Here is a 26,293-nt window from a genome sequence, read left to right on the forward strand (position 1 = left end):
GGGCGGAGGCGCAACTAGCCCGGGAGAGGAGAAGGCGGCGGGTTCATTCGATGACCGACATCGCGTTTCTGTTGAACGGAACGCCTGTCACCGTAGCCGGCGAGCGTCCGACCCGGACGCTTCTGGACTGGTTGCGCGACAGGCAGGGACTCACCGGCACCAAGGAAGGCTGCAACGAGGGCGACTGCGGCGCCTGCACCGTGATGGTCACCGACGACCAAGGGTGCCGGGCGCTCAATGCCTGCATCCTCTTCCTGCCGCAGCTTCACGGGAAAGCCGTCCGCACGGTCGAAGGTCTGACCGGGCCGAAGGGCGAGATGCATCCCGTGCAGGAGGCGATGGTCGAGCATCACGGCAGCCAGTGCGGCTTCTGCACGCCGGGCTTCGTGGTCTCGATGGCGGTGGCGCAGAAGAACGGCGCCGTCGACCACGACGACCAGCTCGCCGGCAACCTCTGCCGCTGCACCGGCTACGCGCCGATCATCCGCGCCGCCGAGGCCGCCGCGGCGGCGCCGGTGCCGAAATGGGTCGACGACAAGCCGGCCCGGTCCGACGGCGCAGCGCCCTATGCGCCGGGATCGGCGGATGAGCTGGCCGAGTGGTACGCGGCCCATCCCGACGCGGTGCTCGTCGCCGGGGCGACCGATGTCGGGCTTTGGGTGACGAAGCAGCTGCGCGAACTGCCGGAGGTGGCCTTCCTCCATGCCTGCGCCGACCTGCAGCGGATCGAGAAGGTCGCGGGCGGCTGGCGCGTCGGCGCGGGGGTCACGATCGCCGGCCTGCGCCGCGCGATGGAAGACCCGCATCCGGCCTTCGCCGAGCTGCTGCGCCGTTTCGCCTCCGAACAGGTGCGCGGCGCCGCGACGATCGGCGGCAATATCGCCAACGGCTCGCCCATCGGCGACGCGCCGCCGGCGCTGATCGCGATGGGGGCGACGCTGCATCTGAGGAAGGGCGCGGCGCGGCGCGAGATCGCGCTGGAGGATTTCTTCCTCGACTATGGCAAGCAGGACCGTGCCAAGGGCGAGTTCGTCGAGGCGGTGACGATCCCCGAGACGGTGCCGGACCTCGCCTGCTACAAGCTGTCGAAACGGTTCGACCAGGATATCTCCGCGGTCTGCGGCTGCTTCAACGTCACCGTGGCGGAAGGCCGTGTCACGGCCGCGCGGATCGCTTTCGGCGGCATGGCGGGGATCCCGAAGCGTGCCGCGGCGGTCGAGGCAGCACTGGTGGGCAAGGACTGGACCCTTGCCACGGTCGAGGCGGCGCTGCCCGCCTTCGCGCAGGATTTCACACCGCTCACCGACATGCGCGCCTCGGCCGGTTACCGGCTGGAGGCGGCGCAGAACATGGCCCTGCGCTATTTCCACGAGCGCGCCGGCGCGCCCGTTTCGGTTCTGGAGGTGACCCCATGAGCGTTGCGAAGCCCGTCACCCACGATTCCGGCCGGCTGCATGTCAGCGGCACGGCCCGCTACATCGACGACGTGCCGCTGCCCGCGAACGCGGCGCATCTGGCCTTCGGGATCTCGACCGTCGCGCATGGCGAGATCGTTTCGATGGATCTCTCGGAGGCCCGCGCGGCGCCCGGCGTGATCGCGGTCTGGACCGCCGACGACCTGCCCTTTGCCAACGACGTCTCGCCCTCGATCCATGACGAGCCGCTTCTTGCCACCGGGACGGTGCATTATGTCGGCCAGCCCATCTTCCTCGTCATCGCGGAAAGCCATCTGGCGGCCCGCAAGGCGGCGCGGAAGGGGAAGATCGAGTACAAGGAATTGCCCGCGCTCCTGACGGTCGATGACGCGATGGCAGCGGGGAGCCGCTTCGAGGGCGGGCCGGTGATCTGGACCAAGGGCGATGCCGCGAAGGCCATCACCGGGGCGCCGCGGGTGATCGAGGGCCGCTTCGAGATGGGGGGGCAGGAGCATTTCTACCTCGAAGGCCAGGCTGCGCTGGCGCTGCCGGCAGAGGGCGGCGTGATCGTCCAGTCCTCGACCCAGCACCCGACCGAGATCCAGCACAAGGTCGCCGAGGCGATCGGCCTGCCGATGAACGCTGTCCGGGTCGAGATCCGCCGCATGGGCGGCGGCTTCGGCGGCAAGGAGAGTCAGGGCAACGCGCTCGCGGTCTCCTGCGCGCTCGTCGCGCATCTCCTCGGGCGGCCGGCGAAGATGCGCTATGACCGCGACGACGACATGGTGATCACCGGCAAGCGCCACGACTTCCGCATCGCCTACCGCGCGGGCGTCGACGAGGAGGGCCGGATCCTCGGGATCGAGTTCCTGCAGCTCGCGCGCTGCGGCTGGGCGCAGGACCTGAGCCTGCCGGTCGCGGACCGGGCGATGCTGCATTCGGACAATGCCTACAACCTCGACCACGTGCGGATCGAGAGCCACCGGCTGAAGACCAACACCCAGTCGGCGACCGCCTATCGCGGCTTCGGGGGCCCGCAGGGCATGCTCGGGATCGAGCGGGTGATGGATCACATCGCCCATGCGCTCGGGCGCGACCCGCTCGCGGTCCGCAAGGCGAACTTCTACGCCGAGGCGACCGACCGCGTCGCCCCCGCGCCGGAGACGGGCCATGAGAGCTTCCCGGATGATCCGGATGTCGATCTGGTTTCGCGCGGCTCCGAAACGATGATCCGTACCGACGCGAAGATGCCGGCGGCGGAGGGGTTCCAGACCACGCCCTACCACATGCCGGTCGAGGACTTCATCCTCAACGGGCTGGTGGCGAAACTTGAGGAGACGAGCGGGTTTGCCAGCCGCAAGGCCGCGGTCGATGCGTGGAACGCGGCGAACCCGATCCTGAAGAAGGGCATCGCGCTGACACCGGTGAAGTTCGGGATCTCGTTCACGCTCACCCATCTCAACCAGGCGGGCGCGCTGGTGCACGTCTATTCGGACGGGTCGATCCATCTCAACCACGGCGGGACCGAGATGGGCCAGGGGCTCTTCCGCAAGGTGAGCCAGGTGGCGGCCTCTGCCTTCGGGGTCGATGTGGCGACGATCGCGATCACCGCGACCGATACCGCGAAGGTGCCGAACACCTCGGCCACGGCGGCTTCCTCGGGGTCGGACCTCAACGGCATGGCGGTGAAGGCGGCCTGCGACACGATCCGCGAGCGGATGGCGGACTACCTTGCCCGCGAGCATCAGACGGTGCCCGCCAAGGTGCGGTTCGCGGACGGCAAGGTCATCGTCGGCGGCGACGAGATGAGCTTCGCGGAGGCCGCTGCGCGCTGCTACATGGGGCGGGTGAGCCTCTCGTCCACGGGCTTCTACGCCACCCCGAAGATCACCTGGGACCGGAAGGCGGGGCGCGGCCGGCCGTTCTACTACTTCGCCTATGGCGCCGCCGTCTCGGAGGTGGTGATCGACACGCTCACCGGCGAGAACCGGATCCTCAGGGCCGATATCCTCCATGACTGCGGCACGAGCCTCAATCCGGCGATCGACAAGGGCCAGATCGAGGGCGGCTATGTGCAGGGCGCGGGCTGGCTGACGACCGAGGAGCTGGTCTGGAACGACAAGGGGCGGCTGATGACGCATGCGCCCTCGACCTACAAGATCCCGGCCTGTTCCGACCGGCCCCGGGTCTTCAACGTCTATCTCTGGGACGGGCAGAACCGCGAGGACACGATCTACCGCTCGAAGGCGGTGGGCGAGCCGCCCTTCATGCACGGGATCTCGGTCTTCTCGGCCCTCGCCGATGCCTGCGCCGCCTGCGGGCCGAACTGGCCCGACCTGCAGGCGCCGGCGACGGCGGAGGCGGTGCTCGCGGCGGTGAAGCGGGCGCGGGGGACCGGGGCATGAGCGTCGATCTCCAGGCGCTGGCGCGCAGGGTCGCGGCGCATGGCGCGGTGATCCGGGTCGTCGTGACCGAGATTGCGGGCTCGGCCCCGCGCGAGGCGGGCGCGGCGATGCTGGTCTGGGCCGGCGGTCAGGAGGGCACGATCGGCGGCGGCGCGCTCGAATACGAGGCGGCGGCGCGGGCGCGGGCGATGCTCGCGGCCGGTACCGGCGACCGGGTCGACCGGATGCCGCTCGGGCCCCGGCTGAACCAGTGCTGCGGCGGGGCGGTCACGCTCCTGTCGGAGCTCTGGGACGCGGCGCGGCTGGAGGCTGTCGGCGACGTGACCGTGGTCGCGCGGCCGCTGCCCGGCACGGGCGGCGACGCTCCGCTCGCGGTGCGGCGCATCCTCAACCGGGCGCGCGGCGAGGGGTTCCGGCCGGTGGCGCGGATCGTCCACGGCTGGATGGTGGAGCCGGTGGCAATGGCGGAGCGCGAGATCTGGATCTGGGGCGCGGGCCATGTCGGGCGGGCGCTGGTGGCGGTGCTCGGGCCCCTGCCCGGCCTCCGGCTCACCTGGGTCGATACCGATGCGGCGCGGTTTCCGGAAGTACCGGAGGGCGTGGTGCAGCGGGTGGCTGCGAACCCCGCCGATCTGGTGGCGGAGGCGCCGGGGCATGCCGAGCATCTGGTGCTGACATTCAGCCACGCCATCGACCTCGAGCTCTGCCACCGGCTGCTCGGCCACGGCTTCGGGCGGCTCGGGCTGATCGGGTCGGCAACGAAATGGGCGCGGTTCCGAAACCGGCTGAAGGCGCTCGGTCACGGCGAGGAGCAGATCGGGCGGATCCGATGTCCGATCGGCGATCCGGCACTCGGCAAGCATCCGCAGGCGATCGCCGTCGGGGTTGCGGCCGAGCTGATCCGGGACCGGGCCGAGGGCCGAACGAGGGAGGAGCGGACGGGATGACCGGAAAGACGCTTCAGGAACAGGAAACCGGGCGCACGGCGCCCCGGGAGGGAAGACGCGAGATGACAAGGGACGTGCTTTTGACGATCGAGGGGCTGTCGAAGTCCTATCCGGGCGTGAAGGCCAATGACGACGTCTCGTTCCAGATCGGCGAGGGCGAGGTCCACGCGCTTCTGGGCGAGAACGGCGCGGGCAAATCGACGCTGGTGAAGATGATCTACGGGCTGGTGAAGCCCGACGAGGGGAGGATGACCTTCCGGCGCGAGGAATACACGCCCTCCGAGCCGCGCGAGGCGCGGGGCCTCGGCGTCGCGATGGTGTTCCAGCATTTCAGCCTCTTCGACGCGCTTAACGTCGCCGAGAACGTGGCCTTGGGCATGGACAACCCGCCGCCGATGGGCGAGCTCGCCGGGCGGATCCGCGAGGTCTCGGAAGGCTACGGCCTGCCCTTGGACCCCGAGCGGCTGGTGGGCGACCTGTCGGCCGGGGAGCGCCAGCGGGTGGAGATCATCCGCTGCCTCCTTCAGGATCCGAAGCTCCTGATCATGGACGAGCCGACGAGCGTTCTCACCCCGCAGGAGGTCAATATCCTCTTCGGAACGCTCAGGCAGCTCGCGGCGGAGGGGACCTCGATCCTCTACATCAGCCACAAGCTGGAAGAGATCAAAGCCCTCTGCGACGAGGCGACGATCCTGCGGCGCGGCAAGGTCGTGGGCACCTGCACGCCGAGGGACAGCACCGCGCGCGAGATGGCCGAGATGATGGTCGGCGCGGAGTTGAACGCGCCCCAGCGGGCGCCGATCAACCCCGGCCCGGTGGCGCTGCAGGTGCGCAACCTCTCGGTCCCGGCGCCGAGCGCCTTCGGCACCAGCCTGCGCGAGATCGGCTTCGAGGTCCGGCAGGGCGAGGTCCTGGGCATCGGCGGCGTCGCCGGGAACGGCCAGGACGAGCTTCTGCTGGCCCTGTCGGGCGAGGTGAAGACGCCGCGCGACTGCGTGCAGATCAACGGGCTCGACGTCGGCGACCTCGGGCCGAACGAGCGCCGCAAGGCGGGGCTCTGCACCGCGCCCGAGGAACGCTTGGGCCATGCCGCAGTGCCGGACCTGAGCCTGATGGAGAACGCGCTTCTTTCGGGCGCGGTCCGCAAGCAGTTGACGAAGAACGGCTTCATCGACTGGGCCGGCACCCGGCGCTTTGCCGAGGAGGTGGTCAAGACCTTCGACGTCCGGACCCCCGGCATCGGCACGGCGGCGCGCGCGCTCTCGGGCGGCAACCTGCAGAAGTTCGTGCTCGGGCGCGAGATCATGCAGGAGCCGGAGGTGATCATCGTCAACCAGCCGACCTGGGGCGTCGATGCCGCGGCCGCGGCCTTCATCCGGCAGGCGCTCCTGAACCGTGCGGCCAAGGGCGCGGCGGTCGTGGTGATCAGCCAGGACATCGACGAGATCATGGAGATCGCCGACCGCTTCGCGGCGCTGAACGAGGGCCGGCTGTCGGCCCCGGTCCCGACGCAGGGACTGACCATCGACGAGATTGGCCTGATGCTCGGCGGGGCGCATGGCATGCATGAAGCGGAGGTGCACCATGTTCCGGCTTGAGAAACGCCCGACCCCCTCGACCTTCTGGTCCTGGGGCACGCCGGTCCTCGCCGTCATCCTGACGATGATCGCGGGCGGCATGCTCTTCGCCATGCTCGGCAAGGACCCGGTCCTCGCCATCAAGGCGATCTTCTGGGAGCCGCTGTTCGGCGCCAATGCGAGCTATTTCCGGCCGCAGCTTCTGGTGAAGGCCGGCCCGCTCATCCTCATCGCGATCGGCCTGAGCCTCGGCTTCCGGGCGGCGGTCTGGAACATCGGCGCGGAAGGCCAGTACATCATGGGCGCGCTCTGTGGCGGGTCCGTGGCGCTCGCGGCCTATCCGGCGGAGAGCTTCCTGCTGTTCCCGGCGATGATCATCGCCGGAGCGATCGGCGGCTTCATCTGGGCGATGATCCCGGCGCTTCTGAAGATCCGCTTCGGCACGAACGAGATCCTTGTCTCGCTGATGCTGGTCTATGTGGCCGAGAACATTCTCTCGACCCTGGCCTTCGGACCCTTGAAGAACCCCGAGGGCTTCGGCTTCCCGGGGAGCCGCAACCTGCAGCAGTACCCCTCGGCCCATAATGCCGACCTGATCGCCAATACCGGGCTGCACTGGGGCGTGGTGACGGCATTCCTCGCGGTGATCGGCGCCTATATCCTTCTCAACCGCCACATTCTCGGCTTCCAGATCTCCGTCGCGGGGCAGGCGCCGCGGGCGGCGCGGTTCGCCGGCGTCAACCCCAACACGCTCGTCGCGATCTGTCTCGGCATCTCGGGCGCGCTCGCGGGGCTCGCGGGGATCTTCGAGGTCGCCGGTCCGGGCGGGCAGATCACCGACAGCTTCAACGTCGGCTACGGCTTCACCGCGATCATCGTGGCCTTCCTCGGGCGGCTGCATCCGGTCGGCATCCTGCTCGCGGGGCTTCTGATGGCGCTGACCTATATCGGTGGCGAAATGGCGCAGCTTTCGCTCAGCCTGCCGCTCGCAGCGATCCAGGCCTTCCAGGGGATGCTTCTCTTCTTCCTGCTGGCCCTGGACCTTCTCACAAATTTCCGCATCCGCATCGGGGGGCTGATCTGATGGTTATCGGCGGTATCGACATCGTTCTTCTCATCGCCTCGATGATGGTCGCGGCAACACCGATCCTTCTTGCGGCGACGGGCGAGATGGTCGCCGAGAAATCCGGCGTCCTCAATCTCGGGGTCGAGGGGATGATGATCATCGGCGCGATCTCCGGCTTCGCCGCGGCGGTGGCGACGGAGAGCCCGTTCTTCGGCTTCATGGCGGCGGCCGTGGGCGGCGCGGTGATGGCGCTCCTCTTCGCGCTCCTGACCCAGTACCTCCTGTCCAACCAGGTGGCGACGGGTCTGGCGCTGACGCTCTTCGGCCTCGGGCTCTCGGCGCTGATGGGCCAGGGCTACCAGGGGATCAAGCCGCCGCCGACGGCGAAGATCGACATGGGGCCGCTTTCGGACATTCCCGGGCTCGGGCCGATCCTCTTCAACCACGACTGGGTGGTCTATCTCTCGCTCCTGCTCGTCGGCGGCACCTGGGCGTTCCTGAAGTACACCCGTGCCGGGCTGATCCTGCGCGCGGTGGGCGAAAGCCATGACGCCGCCCATGCGCTCGGCTACCGGGTGATCCGGGTGCGGATCGCGGCCCTGATGTTCGGCGGCGCGCTCGCCGGACTCGGCGGCGCCTATCTGAGCCTCGTGCGGGTCCCGCAATGGACCGAGGGCATGACCGCCGGCGCCGGCTGGATCGCGCTCGCCATCGTCGTCTTCGCCTCGTGGAAGGCCGAGCGGGTGCTGCTTGGCGCCTATCTCTTCGGCGGGGTCACGGTGCTGCAGCTCCGTCTTCAGGCGGCCGGCATCGCGATCCCGGTGCAGGTCTTGTCGATGGCGCCCTATCTGATAACGATCATCGTGCTTGTCATCATGTCGGCCCCGCGCGGGAGGGCGACGCTTGCCGCCCCCGCCGCACTCGGCCGGGTGTTCCATGCCTCGCATTGAGGCGAAGCCAAACCGGGCCATGAAGCCCATTCACAGGGAGTAACGATATGAAACGCAGACAGTTCCTTGCCACGTCGGCGATTGCGGGAACGGCGCTCGGCCTCGGCCTCGCCGGTGCCGCCCTCGCGCAGGATCCGCTCAAGGTCGGCTTCATCTATGTCGGCGTGCCGGGCGACGGCGGCTGGACCTACCAGCACGACCAGGGCCGGCTCGCGGTCGAGGAGCATTTCGGCGACGCGGTGGAGACGACCTTCATCGAGAACGTGCCGGAAGGCGCCGATGCCGAGCGCGCGATCACCCAGCTCGCGCTTTCCGGCCACAAGCTGATCTTCACCACGTCCTTCGGCTTCATGGACGCGACGCTGAACGTCGCGCAGAAATTCCCCGACATCAAGTTCGAGCACGCGACCGGCTACAAGCAGGCGCCGAACGTCGCGACCTATGACGCCCGCTTCTACGAGGGCCGCGCGGTGATCGGCACGATCGCGGGGCGGATGAGCAAGACGGGCAAGATCGGCTACATCGCCTCGTTCCCGATCCCGGAAGTGATCCAGGGCATCAACTCGGCCTATATCCACGCCAAGAAGGTCAACCCCGACGCGCAGATGAAGGTGGTCTGGGTCTATACCTGGTTCGACCCGGCGAAGGAGGCCGACGCGGCCTCGGCGCTCATCGCCGAGGGCGTCGACGTGCTGATGCAGCACACCGACTCCACGGCCGTGATGGCCAAGGCGCAGGAAGCCGGCGTTTATGCCTTCGGCCAGGCCTCCGACATGACCGCCTATGCGCCGAAGCCGCGGATCTCGTCGATCATCGACAACTGGGCGCCCTATTACATCGAGCGCACCCAGGCGGTGATCGACGGCACCTGGGAGCCGCTGGCGAGCTGGAAGGGCATCGGCGACGGCGAGGTGGTGATCGGCGAGATCTCCGACGAGGTGCCGGCCGAGGTCAGGGACGAGGCGATGGCGCTGCGCGACAAGATCGGTTCGGGTGAATACCACCCGTTCAGCGGGCCCCTGAACAAGCAGGACGGCTCGGCATGGCTCGCCGAGGGCGAGGCCGCCGACGACGCGACGCTGTCGGGGATGAACTTCTACGTCGAGGGGATCGAGGGCGAGATCCCGCAGTAACCGCGCCACGGACTCACGGAAGGCGCGAAGGCCCCGCCACGGCGGGGCCTTCTTTCATTCCGGCAGGCCCCGCGGCTCACTCGGCGGCGTCGCGCTTCGGCAGGACCCAGTCGGGGCGCGGGAAGTGGCAGGTATAGCCGCTCGGGAACCGCTGCAGGTAGTCCTGATGCTCCGCCTCTGCCTCCCAGAACGGGCCGGCGGGCCTGACCTCGGTGACCACCAGCCCCGGCCAGAGGCCGGAGGCATCGACGTCCGCGATCGTGTCCTCGGCGACCTGGCGCTGCGCCTCGGAGAGGTAGTAGATGCCCGAGCGATAGCTCGCGCCGCGGTCGTTGCCCTGCCGGTCCTTCGTCGTCGGGTCGTGGATCTGGAAGAAGAACTCGAGAATCCGCCGGTAGCTGATCCGGTCGGGGTCGAAGAGGATCTCGATCCCCTCGGCATGGCTGCCGTGGTCGCGGTAGGTCGCGTTCGGCACGTCGCCGCCGGTATAGCCCACACGGGTCGCGACGACGCCGGGCAGCCTGCGGATCAGGTCCTGCATCCCCCAGAAGCAGCCGCCGGCGAGAATGGCGCGTTCGGTCATGTCACGTCCTCCACCTGGTCGAGATAGTCACCGTAGCCCGCCGCCTCCATCTCCGCGCGCGGGATGAAGCGCAGGCTCGCGGAATTGATGCAGTAGCGCAAGCCGCCGCGGTCGCGCGGCCCGTCGGGAAAGACATGGCCGAGATGGCTGTCGCCGTGGGCCGAGCGCACCTCGGTGCGGATCATGCCGTGGCTCATGTCGCGCAGCTCGGTCACGTTCGCGGGCACTATCGGCTTGGTGAAGCTCGGCCAGCCGCAGCCGGATTCGAACTTGTCGGACGAGGCGAAGAGCGGTTCGCCCGAGACGATGTCGACATAGATGCCCGGTTCCTTCGTGCTGTTGTATTCGCCGGTGAAGGGGCGCTCGGTGCCATTCTCCTGGGTAACGCGGTACTGTTCCGGCGTGAGGCGGGCGATCGCCTCGGGGGACTTGCGGTAGGCCATTGCGGTCCTTTCCTGTCGCTGCGGTCCTGCCGAATGTGGGATCCGGCGGGGGGGATTGCCAATGCCTTGACGAAATCGTGTGTCCGCCCAGCCTTTTCTCAGCGTAGGGCCACGCCGCGGGCGATCTCGAAGAAGGCCCGGACGAGCTTGCCGCCGCTGCGTTCGCGCAGGCAGATCAGCGCCTCGTCCATGCCGATCGCCTCCGCTCCTATCAGCGGGATCCGCACCAGCCGCGCGTCCTCGCCGAACTCCGCCGCCGAGACGAAGCCGACGCCCGCGCCCGAGGCGACGATCTCGCGCACCGCCTCGCGGCCCTCGGCCTCGATCGCCGGCACCAGCGCGACACCGGCCGCCGTCGCGGCTTCCTCGAGCTTCTTGCGGGTGCGCGAGCCCTGCTCGCGAAACACCAGCGGATGGCGCGCGAGCTCGTCGAAGCTGAACGACGGAACCCGCGCAAGCGGGTGGTGGGTGGCGACGAAGGCCACGATCGGCGTGGAGATCAGCTGCAGATGCTGAAAGTCGCGGCTGCGCGGGATCTCTCCGATGACGCCGATGTCGGACTCGTAATTGTAAAGGCTCTGGATGACGGTCTCGGTGTTGCCGGCGCGGACGTTGATCCTGACGCCCGGATAGCGTTCGCGGAACGGGCCTAGGATGTGCAAGAGATGGTGCGCGCTGTCGGCGACGATCTGCAGGGTCCCCGAGCGCAGGGCGCGGCTCTCGGACAAAAGCTCGAGCGCCTGCTGCTCCTGGTCAAAGAGCCGCCGGGTGATCTCGAGCAGGCGCTCGCCGGCCGAGGTCATAACGACCTGCTTCTTGTGCCGGTTGAAGAGCAGGACGTCGTATTCCTCCTCGAGCTTGCGCACCTGGTCGGAGATTGCGGGCTGCGTGAGGTACAGTTCCTCGGCCGCGCGCGAGAAGCCGCCGCAGATCGCCACATAGTGGAAGGCCCGAAGCTGGACATAGCGCATGGGAACCGCGGCCTTATCGGGAAGGATTATGTTTGCGGGGATGCTAACGACCCGGTTTATGGGTTGCAACGCTTACGCGTCTCGCGGTCGCAGGGGCCGACCGAGCAGATAATAAGTTAGCCTTATACATCAATCTAAAATAGCGATTTTACATATGGACGAGCGCGTGGAAAAAGCATCACTACAGCCCAAGTGTTGCCGAAGGAGCCTGCCATGCCGCATTCGTCCGAGCCGCTGCCCGCCCCGAGGCTGGGCGAGCCCTATCTTTTGACGCCGGGGCCGTTGACGACGGCGTTCTCGACGAAGGAGGCGATGCTGAAGGACTGGGGGTCGTGGGACGCCGATTTCCGCGCCATGACGAAATCGGTCTGCGACCAGCTCGTGGCACTCGCCGGGGATACGACGGGCGCTTTCGTCTGCGTGCCGATGCAGGGCTCGGGCTCGTTCTCGGTCGAGGCGATGCTCGGAACCTTCGTGCCGAGGGACGGCAAGGCGCTGGTGCTGGCGAACGGCGCCTACGGGCTCCGTGCGGCGGAGACAATGCGCTACCTCGGCCGCGAATACACGCTGATCGACAAGGGCGACTACATGCCGCCGCGGGGCGACGAAGTGGCGGCCGCGCTCGACGCCGATCCGGCGATCACCCATGTCGTGGCGATCCATTGCGAGACATCGTCCGGCATCCTCAACCCGGTCGCGGAGATTTCCGAGGCGGTCTATTCGCGCGGCCGCAAGCTCCTGATCGACTCGATGTCGGCCTTCGGCGCGCTGCCCCTTGATGTCAACGAGATCCGCTACGAGGCGATGGTCTCCTCGGCCAACAAGTGCATCGAGGGCGTGCCGGGCTTCGGCTTCGTGATCGCGCGGCGGTCGGAGCTGGAGGCGGCCAAGGGCAACAGCCACTCGCTCAGCCTCGATGTCCATGCGCAATGGGCCTACATGGAGAAGACCGGCCAGTGGCGCTTCACGCCGCCGACCCACGTGGTCGCGGCCTTCCTCGAGGCCTTGCGGCTCCATGCGGCGGAGGGCGGCGTCGCGGGGCGCGGGGCGCGCTATACGCGGAACCGCGACGTGATGGTCGAGGGGATGCGGGGCTTGGGCTTCGAGACGCTTCTGAAGGACCGCTGGCTCTCGCCCATCATCGTCACCTTCTTCTGCCCGGCCGATCCGGCCTTCGTCTTTTCCGACTTCTACGAAAAGATGAAACAGAAGGGCTTCATCATCTATCCCGGCAAGCTGACGGTGGTGGAGAGTTTCCGCATCGGCTGCATCGGAAGGATGGACGAACACGTGATGCGGCGCGTGGTTCAGGCCGCGAAGGAGGCGCTCGCCGAGATGGGCGTCGCTTCCGCCGCACCGCCCGAGGCGGCGATCGCCGAACGCGCCAAGCTCGCCGCCTGAGGCGGCACCGAAATATGACGGAAGGACTGGAAATGAACATGATCACCCGCAAGCCCGTGACGGCCAATGACCGCGTCTACCCCTGGCCGAAGGTGCCGGCGGTGGCGATCTGCCTCGACGGCTGCGAGCCGGAATACCTCGACGTCGCCATCGCCGAGGGGCTGATGCCGACCCTGAAGCGGATGCGCGCGGAGGGCACCGACCGGCTCGCGCATTCGGTGATCCCCTCCTTCACCAACCCCAACAACCTCTCCATCGCCACCGGCCGGCCGCCGAGCGTCCACGGCATCTGCGGCAACTACCTCTACGACCCGGAGACCGGCGAGGAGGTGATGATGAACGACGTGCGGTTCCTGCGCGCGCCGACGGTGTTCTCGCGCTTCTACGAGGCCGGTGCGCGTGTCGCTGTCGTCACGGCGAAGGACAAGCTCAGGGCGCTGCTGGGGGCGGGGCTCAAGTTCGACGAGGACCGGGCGATCGCGTTTTCCTCGGAGAAGTCCGACACCACGACGAAGGCCGAGCACGGGATCGACAAGGCGAACGAATGGCTCGGGCGTCCGGTGCCCGAGGTCTATTCGGCGGATCTTTCCGAGTTCGTCTTCGCCGCCGGGGTGAAGCTCCTGAAGGAGTGGAAGCCGGACGTGATGTATCTCTCGACGACCGACTACATCCAGCACAAGTTCGCCCCCGACGAGCAGGGGGCCAAGGAATTCTACGCGATGTTCGACCGCTACCTCGCCGAACTCGATGCGCTCGGGGCGGCGGTGGTCGTCACCGCCGATCACGGCATGAAGCCCAAGCACAAGGCAGACGGCTCGCCGGCGGTGATCTATGTGCAGGACCTGATGGACGAGTGGCTGGGCAAGGACGCGGCGCGGGTGATCCTGCCGATCACCGATCCCTACGTCGTCCATCACGGCGCGCTGGGGTCGTTCGCAACCGCCTACCTGCCGGCGGGGGCCGACCGGGAGGCGATCATGGCCAAGCTCGCCGCGCGGGACGAGATCATTCTCGTTGTGACCCGCGAGGAGGCGGTGAAGCGGTTCGAGTTGCCCGCCGACCGGATCGGCGACATCGTGATGATCTCGGGCGAGAACATGACTATCGGCACCTCGGCGCATCGCCACGACCTCGCGGCGCTGAAGGAGCCCTTGCGCTCCCACGGCGGCTTGACCGAGCAGGAGGTGCCCTTCATCGTCAACCGCACGGTCGACTTGCCGGACGCGCCGGAGCTCAGGAACTTCGACGCCTTCTTCTATGCCACCACCGCGGCGGCGCTCTGACCATGAAGGACCAGCACATGGAGATTGAACTCCGCCACGAGGGCATGCGGATCGGTGGCGAGACCGTCTTCACCGACAAGGTGATCGAGGTCCGCTACCCCTATACCGACGAGGTGGTGGGCACGGTGCCGGCGGGAACGGCCGAGCATGCCCGCAAGGCCTTCGAGATCGCGGCGAATTACCGTTCGAAGCTCACCCGCTACGAGCGCAGCCAGATCCTCAAGCGCACCGGCGAGATCATCGGCGAGCGGCGCGATTACCTCGCCAAGTGGCTGGTGCTGGAGCTCGGCATCTGCTGGCAGCACGCGGTCTACGAGACCAAGCGCGCGCAGGACGTCTATACCTTCGCCGCGGCGCAGGCCTTGCAGGATGACGGGCAAATCTTCTCCTGCGACCTCACCCACAACGGCAAGGACCGCAAGATCTACACCAAGCGCGAGCCGGTCCGGGCGATCTCGGCGATCACGCCCTTCAACCATCCGCTGAACATGGTCAGCCACAAGATCGCGCCCTCGATCGCCACCAACAACTGCATGGTGCTGAAGCCGACGGAACTGACGCCGCTGACCGCGATCACGCTCGCGGACATCCTCTACGAGGCCGGGCTGCCGCCGGAGATGTTCCAGGTGGTGACCGGCCTGCCGGCCGACATCGGCGACGAGATGATCACCAACCCCAACATCGACATCATCACCTTCACCGGCGGGGTGCCGGTCGGCAAGATGATCGCGTCGAAGGCGGTCTACAAGCGGCAGGCGCTGGAGCTTGGCGGCAACGACCCGCTGATCGTGCTCAATGACCTCGACGATGCCGATCTGGAGAAGGCCGCGACGATCGCGGTGGCAGGCGCCACCGGCAATTCCGGCCAGCGCTGCACGGCGATCAAACGCATCCTCGTGCAGGAGTCGGTGGCGGACCGCTTCGTGCCGATGGTGCTGGAGAAGGCCAAGAAGATCCGTTTCGGCGACCCGATGGACCCGTCGACCGAACTCGGCTGCGTGATCCATGCGCAGGCGGCGGAACTGTTCGAGAAGCGCGTCTACATGGCCGCCGATCAGGGCGCGAAGGTGCTCTACGATCCCGGCCGAAAGGGTGCGCTGCTGCCGCCGATCGTGGTCGATCATGTGCCGCATGACAGCGAGCTTGTGATGGAGGAGACCTTCGGCCCGGTGATCCCGATCGTCCGGGTGCCGGACAATGACGTCGAGGTCATGCGGATCTCGAACGGCACCGAGTTCGGCCTTTCCTCCGGCGTCTGCACCAACGATTTCCGCCGCATGCAGGCCTATATCGAGGGGCTGAATGTCGGCACGGTGAACATCTGGGAACAGCCCGGCTACCGGATCGAGACCTCGCCCTTCGGCGGCATCAAGGATTCTGGCAACGGGGTGAAGGAGGGCGTGACGGAGGCGATGAAGTTCTTCACCAATGTGAAGACCTATTCGCTGCCCTGGCCACGGTGATCCCGGCGGCGACTGCGGGAACCTCCGGCGGGGATATTTGGAAAAAGAAGAAAGGGATGGCGTGATTACCCATACCGAGGGCGAGTCCAACACGTCGGAGGCGCGCCGCGCATGGGCGGCGCGGCATCCCGATGCGGCAACGCGGGCGCTTCTGGCGCGCGATGCGAACGCCTTCCTGCACCAGTCGCTGTCCTCGCCGTGCCTTTCGACCATCGCCAAGGCGGAAGGGATCTGGATCGAGGACACCGCCGGGCGGCGTTACATGGATTTCCATGGCAACTCGGTCCATCACATCGGCTATGGCCATCCCCGCGTGGTGGCGGCGATCAAGGACCAACTCGATGCCTTGAGCTTCTCGCCGCGCCGTTTCACCAATGACGTGTCGGTGGAACTGGCCGAGACCCTGGGCGCGCTGGCGCCGGGGGATCTGGGAAAGGTGCTCTTCACCACCGGCGGATCGGATGCGAACGAGGTGGCGCTCCGGATCGCACGGGCGGCGACCGGGCGGTTCAAGACCGTGAGCTTCTGGGACGCCTTCCACGGCGCGGGCTTCGGCGCCGCGAGCGTCGGCGGCGAGGCGACATTCCGCTCGCATATCGCCGGGCCCTTGCTGCCGGGGGCCGAGCATGTGGCGCCCTTCAACTGCTACCGCTGCGCCTATGGCCATGCCGGGCCGGAGGTTTGCGGGCTGGCCTGCGCGAGGATGGTCGAGTTCGTGCTCGAGCGCGAGGGCGATGTCGCGGCCGTGATCGCGGAGCCGATGCGGGCGGTGCCGGTGGTGCCGCCGCCGGGTTTCTGGAAGGCGGTGCGCGCGGCCTGTAACCGCGCGGGCGCGCTTCTGATCATGGACGAGATCCCGACCGGGCTCGGCAAGACGGGCCGGATGTTCGCCTTCGAGCATGACGAGGTGGTCCCGGATATCGTGACGCTGGGCAAGGCCCTGGGCGGCGGCATCCTGCCCATCGCCGCCGTGGTGGCGCGGGCCGATCTCGACGTCTGCGGGGACTTCGCCATCGGCCATTACACCCACGAGAAGAACCCGGTGACGGCGCGGGCGGCGCTCGAGACGCTCGCGGTGATCCGCGACGAGGGGCTGGTGGCGCGCGCTGCCGAGCTTGGGGCGCATGCGCTCGCGCGCCTGCGCGAGGCGGTGGACGACGATCCCCGCGTCGGCGAGATTCGCGGCCGCGGCTTGATGTTCGGCGTCGAGATCGTCGCCGACCGCGAGAGCCGGGCGCCCGCGAAAGAGGCGGCGGAGCGGATCTATTACCGCTGTCTGGAGGCGGGGCTCAGCTTCAAGATTTCCGCAGGGTCCGTGCTGACGCTGTCGCCGCCGCTGACCATCGCGCAGGCCGACCTCGACCGCGCCCTCGACATCGTCGCGGACGCCATTCGCGCGGAAGCGCGGTAACTGCCTCAAGCCGTCGGTTCGCGACCGGGCGCGCGCCATTCGCGCCCTATCGCACGGACGCCCGCATCATCGGCCCTGGTGATCAAGTCATAAGATAAATAGATTTTTCCTATCGACCGCCAGATCCCATACTCCCTGTGGATGATGGCTCGAAGGAGGATGCGTGTTATCCTGCTGTTACCGAACAGCAATTCTGCCGTTACCCGGCAGCCTTACTGAACGCAACTGCGGCACGGGCGGGACGACCGCAGCGTGACCGGCAGACCTGCAGACCGCGTCTGCGATAAAACTGGGGAGTATCATGATCAAAGCGAAAACACTGGTTCCGGCCCTTGCCGCCGCGGCGATGCTGTCGGGCGCCGCCTATGCCGAGACCGAACTGACGGTCTACACCGCCGTCGAGGCCGAGGATCTCGCGCGCTACGCCGAGACCTTCAACCAGGACCATCCCGACATCAAGATCAACTGGGTGCGCGATTCCACCGGCGTCATCACCGCCAAGCTCCTGGCGGAAAAGAACAATCCGCAGGCCGACGTGGTCTGGGGCCTCGCCGCGACCTCGCTTCTGGTGCTGAAGACCGAAGGCATGCTGGAGCCCTATGCCCCGGCCGGGCTCGACGCGCTCGACCCGCGGTTCCGGGACGCCGACAATCCGCCCTCCTGGGTCGGCATGGATGCCTGGGTGGCCGCGATCTGCTTCAACACGGTCGAGGGCGAGAAGCTCGGCCTGACCGCGCCGACGAGCTGGGCCGATCTCACCAAGCCCGAATATGCCGGCCATGTCGTGATGCCGAATCCCGCCTCGTCGGGCACCGGCTTCCTCGACGTGTCGAGCTGGCTGCAGATGTTCGGCGAGGAGAAGGGCTGGGAATACATGGACGCGCTGCACGCGAATATCGGCGCCTACACCCATTCCGGCTCCAAGCCCTGCAAGATGGCCGCCGCGGGTGAGACCGTAATCGGCGTCTCCTTCGCGTTCCGCGGCGCCAAGTCCAAGGCCGAGGGCGCGCCGATCGACATCATCGTGCCGAGCGAGGGCATCGGCTGGGACATGGAATCGACCGCCATCGTTGCCGGCACCGCGAATGCCGAAGCGGCGCAGACGCTGGTCGACTGGTCGATCACGCCGAAGGCGATGGAGATGTACAATGTCGGCTACGCGGTCGTCGCCATTCCCGGCATCGCCAAGCCGGTCGAGTTCTTCCCCGAGGGCATCACCGAGGCGATGATCGACAACGACTTCGAATGGGCGGCCAACAACCGCAGCGCCATCCTCGAGGAATGGACCAAGCGCTACGACACCAAGTCCGAACCGAAGGGCTGAGCCCCGGCTTCGACTCTCTCCGGGCGCCGCGTCTGATCGCGGCGCCCTCCCCGAAAGTTCCGTCCGGATGGAAAAGATGGTTGCAATGACGAGACGCGGCGCCCTTCAGGCGTCCGCCGGGGATCATGTCGCCGAAGGATCGGCGCAGCCCTACCTGGAGATCGCCGATCTCTGGAAAAGCTTCGGCGACTTCGTGGCGCTGCGGGAGGTCACGCTCGACATCGCGAAGGGCGAGTTCGTGTGTTTCCTCGGCCCGTCCGGCTGCGGCAAGACCACGCTGCTGCGCGCAATCGCGGGGCTCGACCCGCAGACCCGCGGTACGATCCGGCAGGGCGGATCGGACATCTCCAGCCTGCCGCCGTCGCAGCGCGACTTCGGCATCGTGTTCCAGTCCTACGCGCTCTTCCCGAACCTCACGGTGCGCCGCAACATCGCCTTCGGGCTTGAGAATACCGGCCGCAGCAAGCGCGAGATCGACGCCCGCGTCACTGAACTTCTGGATCTCGTCGGCCTGCCCGAGCAGGCGTCGAAATACCCAGCGCAGCTCTCCGGCGGCCAGCAGCAGCGCGTCGCGCTTGCCCGCGCCATCGCCATCGATCCGGGGCTTCTGCTGCTCGACGAGCCGCTCTCGGCGCTCGACGCCAAGGTGCGGGTGCATCTGCGCCACCAGATCAAGGAATTGCAGCGCAAGCTCGGCGTCACCACGATCATGGTGACGCATGACCAGGAAGAGGCGCTGTCGATGGCCGACCGCATCGTGGTCATCAACCGCGGCCGGATCGAGCAGGTCGGCACCCCGACCGAGATCTACCGGGAGCCGGCCTCGCTCTTCGTCGCTGACTTCATCGGCGAGACCAACAAGGTCGCCTCGACCTATCAGGGCGGCTCGGTGACGCTTGGCGACGTGGTGCTCGCCACCAGCGAGACCCGCATTGCCGACGGCGCCGCCGTCACCGTGGCGGTGCGGCCGGAGGACATCCTGCCCCACCGGGCCGAGGATGCCGGGAACGGCGCGGCCAACATGCTGCCGGTGACGATCACGGACATGGAGTTCCTCGGCTCCTACTGGCGCACCCATCTGCGGAGCGACGCGCTCGGCGAGACGCCGCTCGTGGCCAACTTCTCGATGAACGCGGTGCGGCGTCTGGAACTGGAGCCGGGTACCGCGATGGCGGTCGAACTGCCCGCCGAGCGGGTGCTCGTGTTCGCGCGGGGGGCCTGAGCATGACCGAAATGACCGCCGAACTGCCGCCCGGTCGCCGGGTTCGTTTGAGCCTCGACCGCGATGGAATCATCAAGCGGATCTTCATGGGGGTGATCGCGCTTTACCTCGTCGCGGCGCTGGCTCTTCCGCTCTACGCGATGCTGTCGAAGAGCTTCGTCACCTACGGCTTCGACCTCGCCCGCTACGAGTTCCAGGTCAGCGACGAGACGGGCACAGTCTGGAGCGAGCCGGTCACCGCCGAGGCGCTGAACGCGGAGCTGGGCGCGGTCCCGGCCGATGACCTGCGCTCCAGCTCCGATGGCCGGCTGACGGCGACAACGTTCTTTCCCGATTTCAGCTTCCGCAGCCCGGTCAAGTACCGGATGCGCGGCACCACGGATGACGCGCCCTGGCTCGTCGGCCTCGACCTGAAGAACACCACCGACTGGCAGGAATACGACAGCAACACCTTCCGCCGGATCAACCTCAGGCCGGTCAAGTCGGTCGGGGCGCAGAACTATGTCGAGTATTTCTCGAATCCGACGCTGTTCTCCTCGATCCAGAACTCGCTCTACATCGCGGTCGTGAGCACGGTGCTGACCGTCGTCTTCGCCTTCGGGTTCGCCTATGCGATCAACCGCAGTTGCATGCCCTTCAAGGGCGCATTCCGGATGATCGCGATGATGCCGATCCTCGTGCCGTCGCTGTTGCCGGGGATCGCGCTCATCTATCTCTTCGGCAACCAGGGGATGATGAAATCGCTCCTGATAGGGCAGTCGATCTACGGGCCCCTGGGCATTGTCATCGGTTCGGTCTTCTTCACCTTCCCGCATGCGCTGATCATCATTTCGACCGCGCTCTCGATCGCCGACCAGCGCCAGTACGAAGCGGCCGAATCCTTACGCGCGAGCAAGTGGCGCACCTTCTGGACGGTGACGATCCCCGGCGCGCGCTACGGCCTGATCTCGGCGGCCTTCGTGACCTTCACGCTGGTGATCACCGACTTCGGCCTGCCGAAGGTCATCGGCGGGCAGTACAACGTGCTCGCCATCGACATCTACAAGCAGGTCATCGGCCAGCAGAACTTCGAGATGGGCGCGGTGGTCTCGGTGATCCTTCTGATTCCGGCGGTGGTGGCCTTCCTCGTCGACCGGCAGGTGCAGAAGAAGCAGGTCTCGCTCCTCTCGGCGCGCTCGGTCCCCTACCAGCCGCGGCCCGACCGCCGCTTGGAGGCGCTGTGCCTTGCCTGGTGCGGCACGATGGCGGTGTTCATCGTCGGGATCATCGCGATCTGCCAGTATGCGGCACTGATCCGGTTCTGGCCCTACGACCTCAGCCTCAGCCTCAAGAACTACGCCTTCGACCGGATGGATGGCGGCGGCTGGGCGGCCTACTGGAACTCGATCAAGCTGGCGCTGATGACGGCGGGGATCGGTACGGTCGTGATCTTCACCGGCGCCTACATGGTCGAGAAGATCGACGGCTTCAAAACCGGGCGCGGCCTGTTCCAGTTCCTCGCGATGCTGCCGATGGCGGTACCGGGGATGGTGCTCGGGCTGGCCTATATCTTCTTCTTCAACAATCCGGCCAATCCGCTGCACTTCATCTACGGAACGATGATAATCCTCGTCATCTCGACCGTGACCCACTTCTACACCGTTGGCCACCTGACCGCGCTGACCGCGCTGAAGCAGATCGACGCGGAGTTCGAGCCGGTCGCCTCGTCGCTGCGCCAGCCCTTTTACAAGCTCTTCGCGCGGGTCACGGTGCCGGTCTGCCTGCCGGCAATCCTCGATATCTCGATCTACCTCTTCGTCAACGCGATGACGACGGTCTCGGCGGTGGTGTTCATCTATTCGACCCATACCGCGCTCGCCTCGATCGCGGTCCTGAACATGGACGACGCGGGCGACATCGCGCCCGCGGCGGCGATGGGGATGATGATCTTCTACACCAATGCCGGGGCGCGGATCCTGCATGCGCTGGCCTCGCGCCGGATCCTCAACCGCACCCAGGCCTGGCGGCTGCGCTGAGGCGGGATCACTGGCGTCGCGCCGCTTCCCCAGGCGGCGCGGCGCGCCTATAAGGGCACGGACAGGGAACCAATAACGGGCAACGGGGCATGTCGGGCAACGCAGCGGGAGAGCGCGGCTTCAACGTCTTTTGCATCGGTCAGGCCGGTCGGCTCGGCTACGAGGCGGTGGTCTTCGCCGCCACCTTCCGCGCCGCCAATCCGGACTTCCCCGGCCGGCTCATCGTCGGCGAGCCGCAGCCGGGCCCGCTCTGGCCCGGGGATCCCCGCATCGACGCGCCGCTGCGCGCGTTGCTCGAAGGCTTCGGGGCCGAGATCGTCCCGTTCGAGAGCCGCTATTTCGGCGAGCGCTATCCCTACGGCAACAAGATCGAGGGCCTCGCGGCCCTGCCCGAGGGCCAGCCCTTCGTCTTCTTCGATACCGACACGCTCTTCACCGGGCCGCTTTCCGGCGTCGGCTTCGACTTCGACCGCCCCGCCGCCTCGATGCGGCGCGAGGGGACTTGGCCGGTGCTGGAGCTTTACGGGCCGGGCTACGGCGCGACCTGGAAGTCGCTCTACGACAAGTTCGGGCTCGACTACGAAAGCTCGCTCGACCGCTCGAAGCCCGACGAATACTGGGAGCGGTATCTCTACTTCAACGCCGGCTGGTTCTTTTACCGCTGCCCGCATGCGTTCGGGGAGCGGTTCCTCGACTACGCGCTGGCGATCCGCGACGACGCACCGCCGGAGCTCGTCTGCCAGTCGCTCGACCCCTGGCTCGACCAGGTGGCGCTGCCGCTGGTGATCCATTCCTTCGGCGGCGGCAGGCCGGGGCCGAAGCTTGCCGGGCTCGACGGCGCGGTGACCTGCCACTACCGGCTCTTCCCGCTGCTTTACGCGCGCGAGAGCGACCGCGCGGTGGAGATACTCGAGACCGCGATCGCGCCCAATCCGATCAAGAAGGTTCTGAAGGAATACCTGCCCCTGAAGAAGATCGTCTACCAGAGGAAGGGCCACGCAATCCGGGAGATGTTCGACCGGACCGACCTGCCCAAGCGCGAACAGGCGATCCGCAACACGATCAAGCGCGCCGGCCTCTGGATGCGCTGAAGCCGGGGGTCGCGGCGACCTACGGCGTGATCGAGGGCTCCGACGCCGGCGCGCTTGGCACGCGCGAGATGCCGATCTGGGGCAGCCGCTACCGGTTGCGGGTCAACGCGGCGCAGGATCCGAACTTCTCACCCTGGGAGACCGAGGCCTATGTGCGCACCCGTATCCTGTCGCTGATCGAGTATCTCTCGACGCTGCAGGTAGAACAGGGCAGGCGGAAAACGGCACGGGCGGCGCTTGAACTGGCCGCGGCGGCGCCCGATCTTTGCGGAAGCACGCAACGACCCGGACCGTAACCCGAATGCGCATCGCCGCCTTCTGCCTCATCGTGGCCGCCGCCCTGCCCGTGCCGCTTCTTGCCCAGGCAAAGGTGCCCGCCGACCGGGCCGAGATCGGGCTCAGCTTCGCGCCGGTGGTGAAGGCCGCCGCGCCGACGGTGGTCAATATCTATGCCAGCCGCATCGTTGCCCAGCGCCTCAGCCCCTTCGCGGACGATCCGCTGTTCTCACAGTTCTTCGATTTCGGCCCGAGCGTGCCAAGGGTGCAGAACTCGCTCGGCTCGGGGGTGATCCTCCGGGCGGACGGGATCGTGGTGTCGAACTTCCACGTCGTCGGCGGCGCCGAGGATATCCGCGTCGTGCTCGCCGACCGGCGCGAATACGCGGGCCGCGTGATCCTCGCTGACGAGGCCGCCGACCTGGCGGTTATCCGGCTCGACGGGGCGGAAGACCTGCCGGCGCTGGACCTCGCCGATTCCGACCTGGCCGAGGTCGGCGACCTCGTGCTCGCGATCGGCAACCCGTTCGGCGTCGGCCAGACGGTCACGAGCGGGATCGTCTCCGGGCTGGCGCGGGCGGGCGGCGATATGGGGCGCGGGAGGGGCTACTTCATCCAGACCGACGCGGCGATCAACCCCGGCAATTCCGGCGGTGCGCTGGTGGACACGGCGGGCCGGCTTCTCGGCATCAACACCTCGATCCTGACCCGTTCTGGCGGCTCACACGGGATCGGATTCGCGATCCCGTCGAACCTCGTCGCGCAATATGTCGCGCAGGCCGAGGCGGGTGCGGCCGATTTCGCGCGGCCCTGGTCGGGGATCGAGGTCCAGCCCGTTGATGCCGGCATGGCCGAGGCGCTGGGGCTCGCGGCGCCCGGCGGCGTGGTGATCCGGCAGATCCACCCCGAGAGCCCCTTCGCGAAGGCCGGGCTCGACGCCGGCGACGTGGTGACGGGGATCGCCGGGCATCCGGTGGACGGGCCGCAGGAACTCGACTACCGGCTCGCGATACTCGGCCCCGGCGGCACGGCGGACCTGCGCTACTGGAGCGACGGGGACGAAGCGGAGACCGAGATCGTGCTGTCGCCGGCGCCCGACCCTGACGCGGAGCAGAGCCTGCGGCTTGGTTCGGGCTCGCCGCTGAACGGGCTCGCGGTCGCGGCGCTCGGCCCGGCACTGATCGAGCGGCTGGGCCTGCCGCTCTCTGCCGAGGGCGTGGTGGTGACCGAAGTCGCAGGGCCGTCGCGGCGTACCCGGCTCCGGCCCGGCGACATCCTGATCGCGGTCAACGGGCTGCCGATCCGGGTGCCGGAGGATCTTGCCGCCGCGACCGCCCAACCGGCGCGGCTCTGGCAGATCGAGTTCCTGCGCGGCGGCCGCCGCGCAATGGTCCGGCTGTCGGGCGGCTGAGGCGCGATCACGCGGCCCTGTCCGGTATGTGATTTCCCGGTGATCGGGGCGGCGACGTATCATCAGGGCGAGGGACGACCCCCCGAGACCGGGAGCAGCCGATGCGCATCCTCGCCAGCCTTGCCATTGCCACACTCACGGCCAGCCTGCTGGCGGCGTGCGTGCCGCATCAGCCCTTCGGCGCCGGCAACGCGGCAGTCGAGGGCCACTCCGATCGCCATCGGGACGACCGCCCCCGCTAGGTCGGCGGCCGGGCGCGCTCGCGTCCGGCTGCCCGGCTCCCGAGTTTCCGGCAATCGAGTTCACTCCCCGTCGGCCCTGCCGGAAACGCCGCCACTACCACCGGAGGTACACTATGAACCCCATGTCATTGCTGACGACCACCGCGATCCTGGCCCTACTCCTTGCCGGCTGCACGCCGAACGCCGTCACCAGCGGGACGGCCGGCTACGCCGCTCCTCACGTCGGCATCGCCAAGGCGCATGGCGCCGGATCGGACCGCTAACGCCGCCCGCCCGGCGCGGCGCCGGCCGACAACGGGCCGGTTGTGCGCCGCGCGGCCTTGCCCTAACGTCGCCGCCGAACCCAAGTCACGGAGACGATGATGGCCAAGTCCTACGGTTTCGACACGCTGCAGATCCATGCCGGCGCCCGCCCCGACCCCGCCACCGGCGCGCGTCAGGTGCCGATCTACCAGACCACCGCCTATGTCTTTCGCGACAGCGACCACGCCGCCGCGCTCTTCAACCTGCAGGAAGTGGGCTACATCTATTCGCGGCTGACCAACCCGACCGTCGCCGCGCTGGCCGAGCGCATCGCCACGCTTGAGGGCGGCCAGGGCGCGGTCTGCTGCTCGTCAGGCCACGCGGCGCAGATCATGGCGCTCTTCCCGCTGATGGGGCCGGGCTGCAACATCGTCGTCTCGACGCGGCTCTACGGCGGCACCGTCACCCAGTTCTCCCAGACCATCAAGCGGTTCGGCTGGTCGGCAACTTTCGTCGACACCGACGACCTTGCCGCGGTCGAGGCCGCCGTCGACGACAAGACCCGCGCGATCTTCTGTGAATCGATCGCCAATCCCGGCGGCTATGTCACCGACATCCCTGCCCTCGCCGCAGTCGCCGACAAGGTCGGGGTGCCCTTGATCGTCGACAACACCTCGGCCACGCCCTGGCTTTGCCGGCCGATCGAAATGGGCGCGACGCTCGTCGTCCACTCGACCACCAAGTACCTCACCGGCAACGGCACCGTCACCGGCGGCGCGATCGTCGATTCAGGCAAGTTCGACTGGTCGAAATCGGGCAAGTTCCCCTCGCTCTCCGAACCCGAGCCCGCCTATCACGGGCTGAAGTTCCACGAGACCTTCGGGCCCCTCGCTTACACCTTCCACTCGATCGCCATCGGCCTGCGCGACCTCGGCATGACGATGAACCCGCAAGGCGCGCATTACACGCTTCTCGGCATCGAAACGCTCAGCTTGCGGATGGAGCGCCACGTGGCCAACGCGAAGAAGGTCGCCGAGTGGCTCGAGAACGACCCGCGCGTCGACTACGTCACCTATGCCGGCCTGCCCTCCTCGCCCTATTACGAGCGCGCCCAGACGCTTTATCCGAAGGGCGCGGGGGCACTCTTCACCTTCGCGGTGAAGGGCGGCTACGAGGCCTGCGTGAAGCTCGTCAATTCGCTCGATCTCTTCTCCCATGTCGCCAACCTCGGCGACACGCGCTCGCTGATCATCCACTCGGCCTCGACCACCCACCGCCAGCTCTCGCCCGAGCAGCAGAAGGCTGCGGGCGCGGCGCCGAACGTGGTCCGGGTGTCGATCGGGATCGAGGATGCCGACGACATCATCGCCGATCTCGACCAGGCGCTGGCAAAGGCCACAGCCTGATCAGGACTTCGCGGC

At 67.6% G+C, this 26,293-nt stretch carries 23 protein-coding genes; 20 read left to right on the forward strand and 3 right to left on the reverse strand.

Features of this window, described 5'->3' with window-relative positions:
• Window positions 1–50 precede the first annotated feature (50 nt).
• The 7 genes from xdhA (at window position 51) to OEZ60_RS13585 (ending at window position 9,493) form a co-directional block, all read left to right on the forward strand.
• Window positions 51–1,415, forward strand: a complete 1,365-nt coding sequence (gene xdhA / locus OEZ60_RS13555) for a xanthine dehydrogenase small subunit (RefSeq protein WP_263337119.1) — start codon at window positions 51–53, stop codon at window positions 1,413–1,415.
• Window positions 1,412–3,820 carry a xanthine dehydrogenase molybdopterin binding subunit gene (xdhB, locus tag OEZ60_RS13560; protein WP_263337120.1) on the forward strand — a complete coding sequence of 803 codons (2,409 nt, stop codon included), beginning with the start codon at window positions 1,412–1,414 and terminating at the stop codon, window positions 3,818–3,820. Before xdhA ends, xdhB begins: the two co-directional genes overlap by 4 nt.
• The gene (xdhC, locus tag OEZ60_RS13565) at window positions 3,817–4,767 is read left to right on the forward strand and encodes a xanthine dehydrogenase accessory protein XdhC (RefSeq protein WP_263337122.1); all 951 of its coding nucleotides are present in this window, start codon (window positions 3,817–3,819) and stop codon (window positions 4,765–4,767) included. The genes xdhB and xdhC overlap by 4 nt, the downstream gene beginning before the upstream one ends.
• 62 nt (window positions 4,768–4,829) lie before the next feature.
• A complete protein-coding gene (locus OEZ60_RS13570) occupies window positions 4,830–6,365 on the forward strand; it encodes an ABC transporter ATP-binding protein (RefSeq protein WP_263337124.1) in 1,536 nt (511 codons plus the stop codon).
• Window positions 6,352–7,428, forward strand: coding sequence for an ABC transporter permease (locus tag OEZ60_RS13575; protein WP_263337126.1), 1,077 nt, complete (start codon window positions 6,352–6,354; stop codon window positions 7,426–7,428). The genes OEZ60_RS13570 and OEZ60_RS13575 overlap by 14 nt, the downstream gene beginning before the upstream one ends.
• Entirely contained in the window at window positions 7,428–8,360 is a 933-nt protein-coding gene (locus OEZ60_RS13580) for an ABC transporter permease (protein WP_263337128.1), read from the forward strand. The genes OEZ60_RS13575 and OEZ60_RS13580 overlap by 1 nt, the downstream gene beginning before the upstream one ends.
• Before the next feature lie 47 nt (window positions 8,361–8,407).
• Window positions 8,408–9,493 carry a BMP family ABC transporter substrate-binding protein gene (locus tag OEZ60_RS13585; RefSeq protein ID WP_263337130.1) on the forward strand — a complete coding sequence of 362 codons (1,086 nt, stop codon included), beginning with the start codon at window positions 8,408–8,410 and terminating at the stop codon, window positions 9,491–9,493.
• A gap of 76 nt (window positions 9,494–9,569) precedes the next feature.
• Here OEZ60_RS13585 and msrA read toward each other — a convergent pair whose 3' ends face one another.
• The 3 genes from msrA to OEZ60_RS13600 all read right to left on the reverse strand — a co-directional run bounded on the left by msrA (window position 9,570) and on the right by OEZ60_RS13600 (window position 11,490).
• Entirely contained in the window at window positions 9,570–10,076 is a 507-nt protein-coding gene (gene msrA, locus OEZ60_RS13590) for a peptide-methionine (S)-S-oxide reductase MsrA (protein ID WP_263337131.1), read from the reverse strand.
• Entirely contained in the window at window positions 10,073–10,519 is a 447-nt protein-coding gene (gene msrB / locus OEZ60_RS13595) for a peptide-methionine (R)-S-oxide reductase MsrB (RefSeq protein WP_263337133.1), read from the reverse strand. Before msrB ends, msrA begins: the two co-directional genes overlap by 4 nt.
• A gap of 98 nt (window positions 10,520–10,617) precedes the next feature.
• The gene (locus tag OEZ60_RS13600; RefSeq protein WP_263337135.1) at window positions 10,618–11,490 is read right to left on the reverse strand and encodes a LysR substrate-binding domain-containing protein; all 873 of its coding nucleotides are present in this window, start codon (window positions 11,488–11,490) and stop codon (window positions 10,618–10,620) included.
• 213 nt (window positions 11,491–11,703) lie between these two features.
• Between OEZ60_RS13600 and OEZ60_RS13605 the strand changes: the two genes are divergently transcribed.
• The 13 genes from OEZ60_RS13605 (at window position 11,704) to OEZ60_RS13665 (ending at window position 26,278) form a co-directional block, all read left to right on the forward strand.
• Window positions 11,704–12,891 carry a 2-aminoethylphosphonate--pyruvate transaminase gene (locus OEZ60_RS13605; RefSeq protein ID WP_263337137.1) on the forward strand — a complete coding sequence of 396 codons (1,188 nt, stop codon included), beginning with the start codon at window positions 11,704–11,706 and terminating at the stop codon, window positions 12,889–12,891.
• 32 nt (window positions 12,892–12,923) lie between these two features.
• Window positions 12,924–14,174, forward strand: a complete 1,251-nt coding sequence (phnA, locus tag OEZ60_RS13610) for a phosphonoacetate hydrolase (protein WP_263337140.1) — start codon at window positions 12,924–12,926, stop codon at window positions 14,172–14,174.
• Window positions 14,175–14,191: 17 nt separating this feature from the next.
• Window positions 14,192–15,637: a phosphonoacetaldehyde dehydrogenase gene (gene phnY / locus OEZ60_RS13615; protein WP_263337145.1), complete on the forward strand. Its 1,446-nt coding sequence runs from the start codon at window positions 14,192–14,194 to the stop codon at window positions 15,635–15,637.
• A 61-nt stretch (window positions 15,638–15,698) separates the two neighbouring features.
• Complete coding sequence (gene pbfA, locus OEZ60_RS13620) at window positions 15,699–17,048, forward strand: (R)-1-hydroxy-2-aminoethylphosphonate ammonia-lyase (protein WP_263337149.1); 1,350 nt, start codon at window positions 15,699–15,701, stop codon at window positions 17,046–17,048.
• A gap of 301 nt (window positions 17,049–17,349) precedes the next feature.
• Complete coding sequence (locus tag OEZ60_RS13625; protein ID WP_263337151.1) at window positions 17,350–18,372, forward strand: putative 2-aminoethylphosphonate ABC transporter substrate-binding protein; 1,023 nt, start codon at window positions 17,350–17,352, stop codon at window positions 18,370–18,372.
• Between the two features lie 85 nt (window positions 18,373–18,457).
• On the forward strand, window positions 18,458–19,594 hold the full coding sequence (locus OEZ60_RS13630; protein ID WP_263337153.1) for a putative 2-aminoethylphosphonate ABC transporter ATP-binding protein: 1,137 nt from the start codon (window positions 18,458–18,460) through the stop codon (window positions 19,592–19,594).
• Window positions 19,595–19,596: 2 nt separating this feature from the next.
• Complete coding sequence (locus tag OEZ60_RS13635; RefSeq protein WP_263337155.1) at window positions 19,597–21,609, forward strand: putative 2-aminoethylphosphonate ABC transporter permease subunit; 2,013 nt, start codon at window positions 19,597–19,599, stop codon at window positions 21,607–21,609.
• Window positions 21,610–21,698: 89 nt separating this feature from the next.
• Entirely contained in the window at window positions 21,699–22,700 is a 1,002-nt protein-coding gene (locus OEZ60_RS13640) for a hypothetical protein (RefSeq protein ID WP_263337158.1), read from the forward strand.
• A 26-nt stretch (window positions 22,701–22,726) separates the two neighbouring features.
• Window positions 22,727–22,996: a hypothetical protein gene (locus OEZ60_RS13645; RefSeq protein WP_263337160.1), complete on the forward strand. Its 270-nt coding sequence runs from the start codon at window positions 22,727–22,729 to the stop codon at window positions 22,994–22,996.
• A gap of 5 nt (window positions 22,997–23,001) precedes the next feature.
• A complete protein-coding gene (locus OEZ60_RS13650) occupies window positions 23,002–24,387 on the forward strand; it encodes a trypsin-like peptidase domain-containing protein (RefSeq protein WP_263337163.1) in 1,386 nt (461 codons plus the stop codon).
• A 101-nt stretch (window positions 24,388–24,488) separates the two neighbouring features.
• Window positions 24,489–24,629 (forward strand): hypothetical protein, encoded by a 141-nt coding sequence (locus tag OEZ60_RS13655; RefSeq protein WP_263337166.1) that lies wholly within the window; start codon window positions 24,489–24,491, stop codon window positions 24,627–24,629.
• A 113-nt stretch (window positions 24,630–24,742) separates the two neighbouring features.
• Complete coding sequence (locus OEZ60_RS13660; RefSeq protein WP_263337168.1) at window positions 24,743–24,892, forward strand: hypothetical protein; 150 nt, start codon at window positions 24,743–24,745, stop codon at window positions 24,890–24,892.
• Between the two features lie 99 nt (window positions 24,893–24,991).
• Window positions 24,992–26,278 (forward strand): O-acetylhomoserine aminocarboxypropyltransferase/cysteine synthase family protein, encoded by a 1,287-nt coding sequence (locus OEZ60_RS13665; protein ID WP_317852837.1) that lies wholly within the window; start codon window positions 24,992–24,994, stop codon window positions 26,276–26,278.
• Window positions 26,279–26,293: the final 15 nt, after the last annotated feature.

The organism is Albidovulum salinarum (assembly GCF_025673475.1).
GTDB lineage: Bacteria > Pseudomonadota > Alphaproteobacteria > Rhodobacterales > Rhodobacteraceae > Albidovulum > Albidovulum salinarum.

What these genes read in the sequence shown, in the direction of transcription:
- OEZ60_RS13655 (WP_263337166.1), top strand. Translation starts at nt 24,489, where the DNA reads ATGCGCATCCTCGCCAGCCTTGCCATTGCCACACTCACGGCCAGCCTG.
- OEZ60_RS13665 (WP_317852837.1), top strand. Translation starts at nt 24,992, where the DNA reads ATGGCCAAGTCCTACGGTTTCGACACGCTGCAGATCCATGCCGGCGCC.
- phnY (WP_263337145.1), top strand. Translation starts at nt 14,192, where the DNA reads ATGGAGATTGAACTCCGCCACGAGGGCATGCGGATCGGTGGCGAGACC.
- xdhB (WP_263337120.1), top strand. Translation starts at nt 1,412, where the DNA reads ATGAGCGTTGCGAAGCCCGTCACCCACGATTCCGGCCGGCTGCATGTC.
- OEZ60_RS13600 (WP_263337135.1), bottom strand. Translation starts at nt 11,490, where the DNA reads ATGCGCTATGTCCAGCTTCGGGCCTTCCACTATGTGGCGATCTGCGGC.
- OEZ60_RS13640 (WP_263337158.1), top strand. Translation starts at nt 21,699, where the DNA reads ATGTCGGGCAACGCAGCGGGAGAGCGCGGCTTCAACGTCTTTTGCATC.
- OEZ60_RS13605 (WP_263337137.1), top strand. Translation starts at nt 11,704, where the DNA reads ATGCCGCATTCGTCCGAGCCGCTGCCCGCCCCGAGGCTGGGCGAGCCC.
- phnA (WP_263337140.1), top strand. Translation starts at nt 12,924, where the DNA reads ATGAACATGATCACCCGCAAGCCCGTGACGGCCAATGACCGCGTCTAC.
- OEZ60_RS13585 (WP_263337130.1), top strand. Translation starts at nt 8,408, where the DNA reads ATGAAACGCAGACAGTTCCTTGCCACGTCGGCGATTGCGGGAACGGCG.
- OEZ60_RS13580 (WP_263337128.1), top strand. Translation starts at nt 7,428, where the DNA reads ATGGTTATCGGCGGTATCGACATCGTTCTTCTCATCGCCTCGATGATG.
- OEZ60_RS13570 (WP_263337124.1), top strand. Translation starts at nt 4,830, where the DNA reads ATGACAAGGGACGTGCTTTTGACGATCGAGGGGCTGTCGAAGTCCTAT.
- OEZ60_RS13630 (WP_263337153.1), top strand. Translation starts at nt 18,458, where the DNA reads ATGACGAGACGCGGCGCCCTTCAGGCGTCCGCCGGGGATCATGTCGCC.
- OEZ60_RS13650 (WP_263337163.1), top strand. Translation starts at nt 23,002, where the DNA reads ATGCGCATCGCCGCCTTCTGCCTCATCGTGGCCGCCGCCCTGCCCGTG.
- msrB (WP_263337133.1), bottom strand. Translation starts at nt 10,519, where the DNA reads ATGGCCTACCGCAAGTCCCCCGAGGCGATCGCCCGCCTCACGCCGGAA.
- xdhC (WP_263337122.1), top strand. Translation starts at nt 3,817, where the DNA reads ATGAGCGTCGATCTCCAGGCGCTGGCGCGCAGGGTCGCGGCGCATGGC.
- OEZ60_RS13575 (WP_263337126.1), top strand. Translation starts at nt 6,352, where the DNA reads ATGTTCCGGCTTGAGAAACGCCCGACCCCCTCGACCTTCTGGTCCTGG.
- OEZ60_RS13635 (WP_263337155.1), top strand. Translation starts at nt 19,597, where the DNA reads ATGACCGAAATGACCGCCGAACTGCCGCCCGGTCGCCGGGTTCGTTTG.
- msrA (WP_263337131.1), bottom strand. Translation starts at nt 10,076, where the DNA reads ATGACCGAACGCGCCATTCTCGCCGGCGGCTGCTTCTGGGGGATGCAG.
- OEZ60_RS13625 (WP_263337151.1), top strand. Translation starts at nt 17,350, where the DNA reads ATGATCAAAGCGAAAACACTGGTTCCGGCCCTTGCCGCCGCGGCGATG.
- xdhA (WP_263337119.1), top strand. Translation starts at nt 51, where the DNA reads ATGACCGACATCGCGTTTCTGTTGAACGGAACGCCTGTCACCGTAGCC.
- OEZ60_RS13660 (WP_263337168.1), top strand. Translation starts at nt 24,743, where the DNA reads ATGAACCCCATGTCATTGCTGACGACCACCGCGATCCTGGCCCTACTC.